General features: G+C 65.1%; 8 protein-coding genes and 3 pseudogenes. 6 read left to right on the forward strand and 5 right to left on the reverse strand.

Translation table 11 applies throughout. From position 1 onward, the window contains the following. The coding region (locus U9983_RS02895) for a methionine--tRNA ligase (protein ID WP_322752527.1) at positions 1-1,325 on the forward strand (1,325 nt) is incomplete at its 5' end. Positions 1,326-1,598: 273 nt separating this feature from the next. On the opposite strand, the pseudogene U9983_RS02900 reads toward U9983_RS02895, so the two are convergent. Further along, a pseudogene (locus U9983_RS02900) lies at positions 1,599-1,790 on the reverse strand (thiolase C-terminal domain-containing protein); the annotation flags it as partial. On the opposite strand from U9983_RS02900, the gene U9983_RS02905 reads away from it, so the two are divergent. From U9983_RS02905 to U9983_RS02920, 4 genes and pseudogenes are all read left to right on the forward strand, one after another. Next, the gene (locus U9983_RS02905; protein ID WP_322752595.1) at positions 1,722-1,982 is read left to right on the forward strand and encodes a hypothetical protein; all 261 of its coding nucleotides are present in this window, start codon (positions 1,722-1,724) and stop codon (positions 1,980-1,982) included. The pseudogene U9983_RS02900 and the gene U9983_RS02905 overlap by 69 nt on opposite strands. Further along, a pseudogene (locus tag U9983_RS02910) lies at positions 1,967-2,141 on the forward strand (acyl-CoA dehydrogenase family protein); the annotation flags it as partial. The gene U9983_RS02905 and the pseudogene U9983_RS02910, both read left to right, overlap by 16 nt. Before the next feature lie 419 nt (positions 2,142-2,560). Beyond that, the gene (locus tag U9983_RS02915; RefSeq protein WP_322752528.1) at positions 2,561-3,307 is read left to right on the forward strand and encodes a CoA transferase subunit A; all 747 of its coding nucleotides are present in this window, start codon (positions 2,561-2,563) and stop codon (positions 3,305-3,307) included. A 55-nt stretch (positions 3,308-3,362) separates the two neighbouring features. Continuing rightward, positions 3,363-4,004, forward strand: coding sequence for a CoA transferase subunit B (locus tag U9983_RS02920; RefSeq protein ID WP_322752529.1), 642 nt, complete (start codon positions 3,363-3,365; stop codon positions 4,002-4,004). Between the two features lie 48 nt (positions 4,005-4,052). Here U9983_RS02920 and U9983_RS02925 read toward each other — a convergent pair whose 3' ends face one another. From U9983_RS02925 to U9983_RS02935, 4 genes and pseudogenes are all read right to left on the reverse strand, one after another. Further along, positions 4,053-4,757 carry a DUF427 domain-containing protein gene (locus U9983_RS02925; RefSeq protein WP_416211262.1) on the reverse strand — a complete coding sequence of 235 codons (705 nt, stop codon included), beginning with the start codon at positions 4,755-4,757 and terminating at the stop codon, positions 4,053-4,055. A 105-nt stretch (positions 4,758-4,862) separates the two neighbouring features. Then, a pseudogene (locus U9983_RS27660) lies at positions 4,863-5,120 on the reverse strand (hypothetical protein); the annotation flags it as partial. Positions 5,121-5,155: 35 nt separating this feature from the next. Next, positions 5,156-5,488 (reverse strand): acyl-CoA thioesterase domain-containing protein, encoded by a 333-nt coding sequence (locus U9983_RS27665; protein WP_416211261.1) that lies wholly within the window; start codon positions 5,486-5,488, stop codon positions 5,156-5,158. A gap of 14 nt (positions 5,489-5,502) precedes the next feature. After that, on the reverse strand, positions 5,503-6,429 hold the full coding sequence (locus U9983_RS02935) for a nitroreductase family protein (RefSeq protein ID WP_322752530.1): 927 nt from the start codon (positions 6,427-6,429) through the stop codon (positions 5,503-5,505). A 515-nt stretch (positions 6,430-6,944) separates the two neighbouring features. Between U9983_RS02935 and U9983_RS02940 the strand changes: the two genes are divergently transcribed. Continuing rightward, complete coding sequence (locus U9983_RS02940) at positions 6,945-7,136, forward strand: pectate lyase (protein ID WP_322752531.1); 192 nt, start codon at positions 6,945-6,947, stop codon at positions 7,134-7,136. Positions 7,137-7,348: the final 212 nt, after the last annotated feature.

The raw sequence follows: 7,348 nt of genomic DNA on the forward strand, positions 1-7,348 counted from the left end.
CTCCACAGGAATACGTCGATAAGGTCGCCGCGCGTTTCGCCTCCCTTCGCGAGTCCCTGAACCTCTCATATGACGACTTCATCAAGACAAGTTCCGATCCACGGCACCGCCCAGGCGTGAACAAGCTGTGGGCAGCCTGCGCAGAGCGCGGTGATTTCTACCGTAAAAGCTACGCCGGTTTGTACTGCGTCGGATGTGAACTATTCTATTCGCCGGACGAACTCGCCGACGGCCGATGCCCTGAGCACGGCATCATTCCAGAGATGGTTGAGGAGAATAACTGGTTTTTCCGACTGAGTCGCTACCAGGAACAACTTGTCAGGCTTATTTCCGATGATACGCTCCACATCGAGCCGGCGTCCCGTAAGCGCGAGGTTCTGTCTTTTGTCGAGGCTGGGCTGGAGGACTTCAGCGTTTCCCGCAGTATGACCCGTGCACGCGGTTGGGGAATCCCCGTACCCGGCGACCCGGACCAGGTTATTTATGTCTGGTACGACGCACTTGCCAACTACATCACCGCACCAGGCTACGGTACCGATGATGACACGTTCCGTCACTGGTGGACCGATGCCGATCGGCGTGTTCACGTCATCGGTAAGGGCATAATTCGCTTTCATGCGGTCTACTGGCCCGCCATGCTGATTTCTGCCGGCATTCGCCTGCCCGACACCATCCTTGTACACGAGTACTTGACTGCCAATGGCGAGAAAATCAGTAAGTCTGCCGGCAACGCCGAGGACCCCGCCGACATCGTCGCGCAATATGGCACCGATGCGTTGCGCTGGTGGATGCTACGAGACGTCGCCCGCACAGGAGACACCGACTACACCGCCGCCCGCCTCGTCACCAGGGCCAATGAAGACCTTGCCAACAACATAGGTAATCTGGTCAACCGCACCGTTTCCATGGTCCGACGCTACCGCGACGGTGTGATACCTTCGATCGCAGCAGACAATCTTGAGGCGGCAGATCTGAGAGCCGCTCGCGCCGAGGCCGGCGAAAATATCAACGAGGCTCTGGCCTCCTTTGACTTTCGTCGCGCCACCGAAACAATCATACGCCTCGGCGATCATGGAAATCGCTACGTCGAAGCCGTCGCACCATGGACTCTGGCGAAAGCCGAACGCAAGGATGGCGCATCATCGCAACCGCTTGATGCAGCGCTTGGCGAACTCGTTGAAACATGCCGAGTGTTGGCGACGCAGCTGGAACCCTTCCTTCCTGAAGCTGCTCACCGCATCGTCCACCAGTGCGGCAACAATGGCCCGACCGTTGCCGATCCGCTACCGGTCTTCCCCCGTCTGGAAGTAAGAAAACAGCTGTGATCTTCCGTTTCAACGGAGATCATAATTCTGTTTTATAGACGGCAGCTGTCGATTTTCATTCTCCTGTGTCCGCAGGGATGGGGATCAGGACCCGGGGTTGCTGTGGGAGCACCGACCCTGGGTCGTTGCCATTCCGGCGTTCGATCCGGGAACCGCCCGCCGGAAGATCCATTATGGCGAGACGGTGAGATCAACGAGGAACGGCACGCCCGTGACCTGCGAGACCCACGACGTGGGGCGACAGGTAGTCAGAGCCGTCAGGTAATCCGAGCATCAGGTAGTCAGAATCGACACGCCAGCTGTGCCGGGTGCGCCGTAGAGTTGATCGTAACCCACCCGCGGGTTTCCTGGTACCTGCCGATCGCCCGCATTCCCTCACAGCTGCAGGACCAACTCGTGGATCTGACGCAGGCCCGACGCCCCGATGGGTTCACCGTTGGCAATCAAACCGCCGTCGGTGTTGACCGTTTGAACCCGCCCTCCTTCGAGCCCTTTACCCATGTGCCGCGTGAGCAGGCCACGGTGGGGGCACTACGCAAGCGGGCCGAAGGCCACGACATCGCAGTCCGCTCCCGCAGCCACCGGCTGGTCGAACCGGACCAAAAACGTGAAGCGAACCGCCCCCGGATGCGCGCGGCGATGAGCGCGGCGCAGTGAGCGATCTGGCCACGGCCACCGCCCGCCGCCCGCCGTGAGGGCGACCACTACCTCGTCAACGGCTCGAAGACCTTCATCACCGGCGGGTTGAACGCGGACCTGTTCGTCACCGCGGTCAAGACCGATCCGACCCAGCGCCACGCCGGGCTGTCGCTGTTGGACCGGGCACTGACCGAGCATGCCGTCGGCGAGCTGACGTCGGCCGACGCGGCGAAGGTCAAGCTGTTCTGCACCGAGATGCAGGGCCGGGGCAGGCACCTCCCATCATCGTTCCCCATCCATCGTTGCGCGATGCACGGGTACCCCGGCTCCGTCGGTCGACACCCAACACCTCCGGTGCCTCCCTCCTCGCACCTCGCGATGCACGCACCCCGGCCCCGTTCCTTGATCCATGCCCCTACTGTCGGGCGCTCTTGGAGCGACTGATGTGTATCATGAACAACATCCGTGCTTCTCACCATCACGTAGTGACTAATGCCTGACTGCCTGACTAAGAGCGCCCGGCAACAGATGGCAACTCAGGTCTGCCGGGAAGTGGTCGTGATCATAACCGTGGTGTGAGGAGGGGTGCGCGAACGGTGGACAAAGTGGTTGCGAGTGCGGCCAAGGCGGTTTCCGGCATCGGCGACGGAGCATCTTTGGCGGTGGGCGGGTTCGGGCTGTGTGGCGTCCCGAGCACGCTGATCGAGGCATTGATGAATGCGGGCATCACCAATCTTGAGACGGTCAGCAACAACTGTGGGGTCGACCGCTGGGGGCTGGGGGTTCTTTTGCGAGCCGGCCGCATCCGTCGCACGACCGGGTCCTATGTCGGTGAGAACAAGGAGTTCGAGCGGCAGTTCCTCGGCGGGGAGCTGGAGGTCGAACTCGTTCCACAGGGGACGCTGGCTGAGCGGCTGCGGGCCGGCGGGGCGGGGATCCCGGCTTTCTACACCCCAGCAGGAGTGGGAACCCAGGTCGCCGACGGCGGTCTGCCGTTGCGGTATGACCGGGCCGGTGGCGTCGCGCTTGCCTCGCCGCCGAAAGAGATTCGGGAGTTCGACGGGGTCCGCTATGTGCTGGAGCGGGCGATCGTCTGTGATTTCGCGTTGGTCCATGCGTGGAAGGGCGACCGGCACGGAAACCTCGTCTACCGGGCAAGCGCTGCGAACTTCAATCCGTTGTGTGCCGCCGCGGGCACGGTGACGATCGCCGAGGTGGAGGAGCTCGTCGAACCGGGTGAGCTGGACCCGGCCGGGATCCACACGCCTGGCATCTTCGTGCAGCACGTCGTCTGTGTCCCCCACCGCGAGAAGCAGATTGAGAAGAGGACGGTGACGCAGTGAGCGCGGGGGCCCCCGCGCCGCGGCGCGTGAATGCTGCGACGGGGGGACGGGAAGAATGGCACTGACGCGGGTAGAGCTCGCCGCACGGGTGGCACGGGAGCTTGCCGACGGGCAGTACGTCAATCTGGGTATCGGCCTACCGACGCTGGTACCGAACTATCTCCCGGCCGGTGTCACGGTCGTCCTGCACAGCGAGAACGGGATTCTCGGTGTGGGGCCCTACCCGACTGAGGATGCCATCGACCCGGACCTGATCAATGCGGGTAAGGAGACGGTCACGGTGCTGCCGGGGGCGTCGTTCTTCGACTCCGCGGCATCGTTCGGGATGATCCGCGGAGGGCACGTCGACGTCGCGGTGCTCGGCGCCATGCAGGTGTCCGCCGCCGGCGATCTGGCCAACTGGATGATCCCCGGAAAGATGGTGAAGGGTATGGGCGGCGCGATGGACCTGGTCCACGGCGCCAGGCACGTCATCGTGATGATGGAACACGTGGCTCGGGACGGCAGCCACAAGATCCTCGACGAGTGCACGCTGCCGTTGACCGGCCAGGCCTGTGTGCACCGCATCATCACCGATCTGGCGGTGATCGACGTCGAGCCCGGCGTCGGTCTGATCCTGCGGGAGACCGCACCCGGGGTAACCGTGGACGACGTCCGCGCGGCCACCACACCGGAAATCACGGTCGTTCTCAACTGACCGGGATCGTTACTGACCGGGATCGTTCGATCGGATAGACCCTGGTGGTCAGCGAACGTGCGTCGCCGGTGGCAGGTCATGGATGACCGCCGCTCGGGCGCCGTCGAAGCTCAGGAGGCCGGCGATCGGAAGGGATTCAGGCAGCGGGTCGTCGTAGGACCAGGCGACGTCCTCGACGACGATGTCCCCGATCACGGCCGTCCAGTAGGACGCGGTTCCCTTGTAGGGGCAGTAGGTGGTCGTCGTGCTCGGGCGCAGGAGACCCATCTGTACCTGATCGCGGCGCACATAGAGGCGAGGCTCGAGCGCGGTCTCGTACAACCCGACGGTGTCGGCCGTGTCCACCAGCGCCGCGTCCGCGACCTCGACGCGCAGCCGCCTGCTCGCGCGGATGCAGTCGACCCGGTGGTAGGGATTCCTCGGATGCCCGAACATCCGTTCCTCTTCTTCGTACCACTCGGCGACGGCATCCCAGGGCACTCGTACGTAGCCGACAGCGGCGGGTTCGGGTTCGGCCTTCCCAGCCAGGACGTCTTCCGCCGGGACGTCTTCCGCCGGGAATGCGTAGGTCGGGGGCTGTCCCTGCCGATGGACCAGCAGCACCCGGTCACTGTCGATCAATGTGCGGCCTGCTTCGCGGCCGCGAACGCGGCGGCGGAATGGCTCGACGTACATGAGGGGGCTGGGTAGCGGGGCGCTGAAATACCCAGCGGGATTGGCGGCGAGCGGGCCCCGCCCGGTCGTCAGGCTCACAGCGCGGCCGTCCCCGGCAAAACCCCGCACCATGGCGTCGACGGTGAATGAGGCGAGCAGCTCGTCTGTCTCGTTGTACACCCTGCACTCGGAATGGGTCATGCCATCGCCGGCAAAGGTCGAGAGGTGGTGGTAGCGCATCCAGCGGTCCGCCCGGACGTCGGTGTGAAAGGAGATGCCGATGGCGTTGATTCCCATTGAAAGGGTGCGATGTGCGTGGTACTGGCTGATTCCTTCGTGCGGGCGGAGCGCCGCGCCTATCGAGATGTGCCCGGTGAACTGTGCCAGCAGCCCGGCGTGCAGACACGGATCGTCCGGTACCGCCCGGAAGCGGACCCACGTGTCGATGACCGGTGGACCCACCGGCGCCTGCGGATCGTTCGTGTACGCTCCGTCGACTATCCGGATGTCCCGTCCGGTGCGGTGACGTCGAGCAGCAGGGTACCGCCAGCCCTGCGTCGCCCGCCTTGGCTCACGTGCACGGCCAGCGCTGTGAAGCTTCGCCCGGAGCTGAGCTCGTCCAGCTCGAACTCGAGTGGCTCGCGCGCATCAGCGGCCCGATAAAATTCCATATGAGCGGATACCACCCGCCGCCCGGCCACCCGCCGCCCGACCGTATGGCGCCCGGCCGCGACGATGGCCTGACCGAGCATCTGGCTACCCTCGACGACGGGTCGCTGGTGGTCGGCGAGCGTGATGCTGACGTAGCGACGTTCGCCCTCCGGCCGCACATTCAGGATGTCGATCAGGTCCGAGGCGTCGCCCCAGGTCGGAAACTGCTTGGTGGTGACGTCGCCCGGCGTGTCACTGTCAGCGGGGTCAGCGGGGTCAGCGGCGTCGAGCAACTCCACCCGCACCCGGTCGTGGTCGAAGGCGGCCAGGTCCGACAGCTTTGAGCGCCCGGCAATACGGGCGCGGCGGCCCGGGGCTGCGGCGGCCCGGCGGAGGTGAACGCGGTGCCGGGTGGGTCGACGGCCCAGTCCGCAGGCTCTCCCCACCTCTCCTCGTATACGAGCTCCGACATCGGCCGCCGACGCACCGGACCGTGGCGGCCGGCAGGCTTACCCATGGTGATGGTGCCGGCGATGGACGTGCCCGCAGGAATGCCGAGCAGCTCCCGCAGTTCCGTGTCGACGACAACGTTCCAGCCGGTGAAGGCGCCGCCGTACCCGAGAGCGCGGGCCGCGAGCAGCAGGTTCTGGCACGCCGGGTACACCGATGCGCCCTCGTTGAGAGTCGGTTCGCGATAGCGGACCAGACACGGCAGGATCAACACGGGCACCCGTTCGAATTCGTCGACGAACTGCTGCATCGTCCGTGCCATGCGGGCCTTGGGGGAGTCCTCCACTGCTCCGGATCCGGTGTTGTAACGGTCCGTTTCGCGTTTGGCGCCCCAGGCTCGCCGGGCGCCGTCGCCGATCAGTTTCTTCGCCGCCCGGGCCTTTGGGCCGTCTGTCAGGACGAGGAAACGGAATGGTTGCCGGTTGGAGCCGCTGGGAGCCCGGGTGGCGGCGAAGAGGATGGCGCGCAGCGCATCGGGGGGAATCGGTTCGTCGCGGTAGCGGCGGATCGCCCGAGTCGTCGTCAGGCCTGCCAACAGGCCGACGGTGTCCGGCGCAAGCGCGGTCGCCCCGAGGTCGTGGGCACTGTCAGAGCCCTCAGCACACATCATCGTCCCGGAACCTCCGCTGCTGTTCGGGCATCCGGCTCATCCTCCTGTTGTGCTGATTCTCGGGTCCGTCCGAAGCTGTCCCGGACCAGAATGCCCGTCTTGGACCCCCGGTCGTGCGTCCTCGTCATGTCACCTCTCCGCATATCTCCGCTTGCTTGCGACGACCCTGCGACCAGCTCGGCCGCGGGAAGGACAGTTCATGTCTCGGAACCCTCGGCACAGCCGACCATCCAGAACGCCAAAAACAATTCGATCATGGTTTTTGCGTGCTGCCGTAGGCTCAGATCCCGGAGCGATTCCTGGCGGGGGTCATAGCCTTCGATTAGCCGGCCCGTTCGGCGGAGCGCTGCGCGCTCGGAGGCTACTGGCACTGGCGTGTGTCGTCCTGGCCGGACTCGTGGGTGGCGCGGTCCTGGTCGGCGCCGGGATCAGTTCCGCCAGCGCGGCGAGTTCGGGGTCGACGGGAACGTGGCCCACTCCGAAGGGCAACGTGCGAGTTACGTCCACCGTTCAAGGTGAACGGGACCTTCGACGGCGGCATGCGCCGCTACTACGGCATCGGTGACGGCAGCCAGAACGAGCACCAGCCTGCGATGTTCGTGGTGGCCAACGGCGGCACCATCCAGAACGTCGTGATCGGTGCTCCGGCCGGCGACGGCATCCACTGCAAGGGCAGCTGTACCATCCGGCATCACGATCATCGGTGACAGCAGCCGGAAGATCGCGATCTGCCTGCGTTACACCGGGAACTCCAATGGCAGCGAGCCCAAGAAGACGGGATCCGGGCCGGACGGTACCTATTGCCGGGCGCTCTACAGCCGGTGAACCTCAGGTTTGCCGTCCACGGAAGTGGGACCGCTCCGGTATCGGCTACGCCGCACCCCTTGACACTGCGCCGCTGCACCGGTTCGACCGCCGG

The sequence above is a fragment of the Protofrankia sp. Cas3 genome, assembly GCF_963555955.1.
Classification (GTDB): Bacteria; Actinomycetota; Actinomycetes; order Frankiales; family Frankiaceae; genus Protofrankia.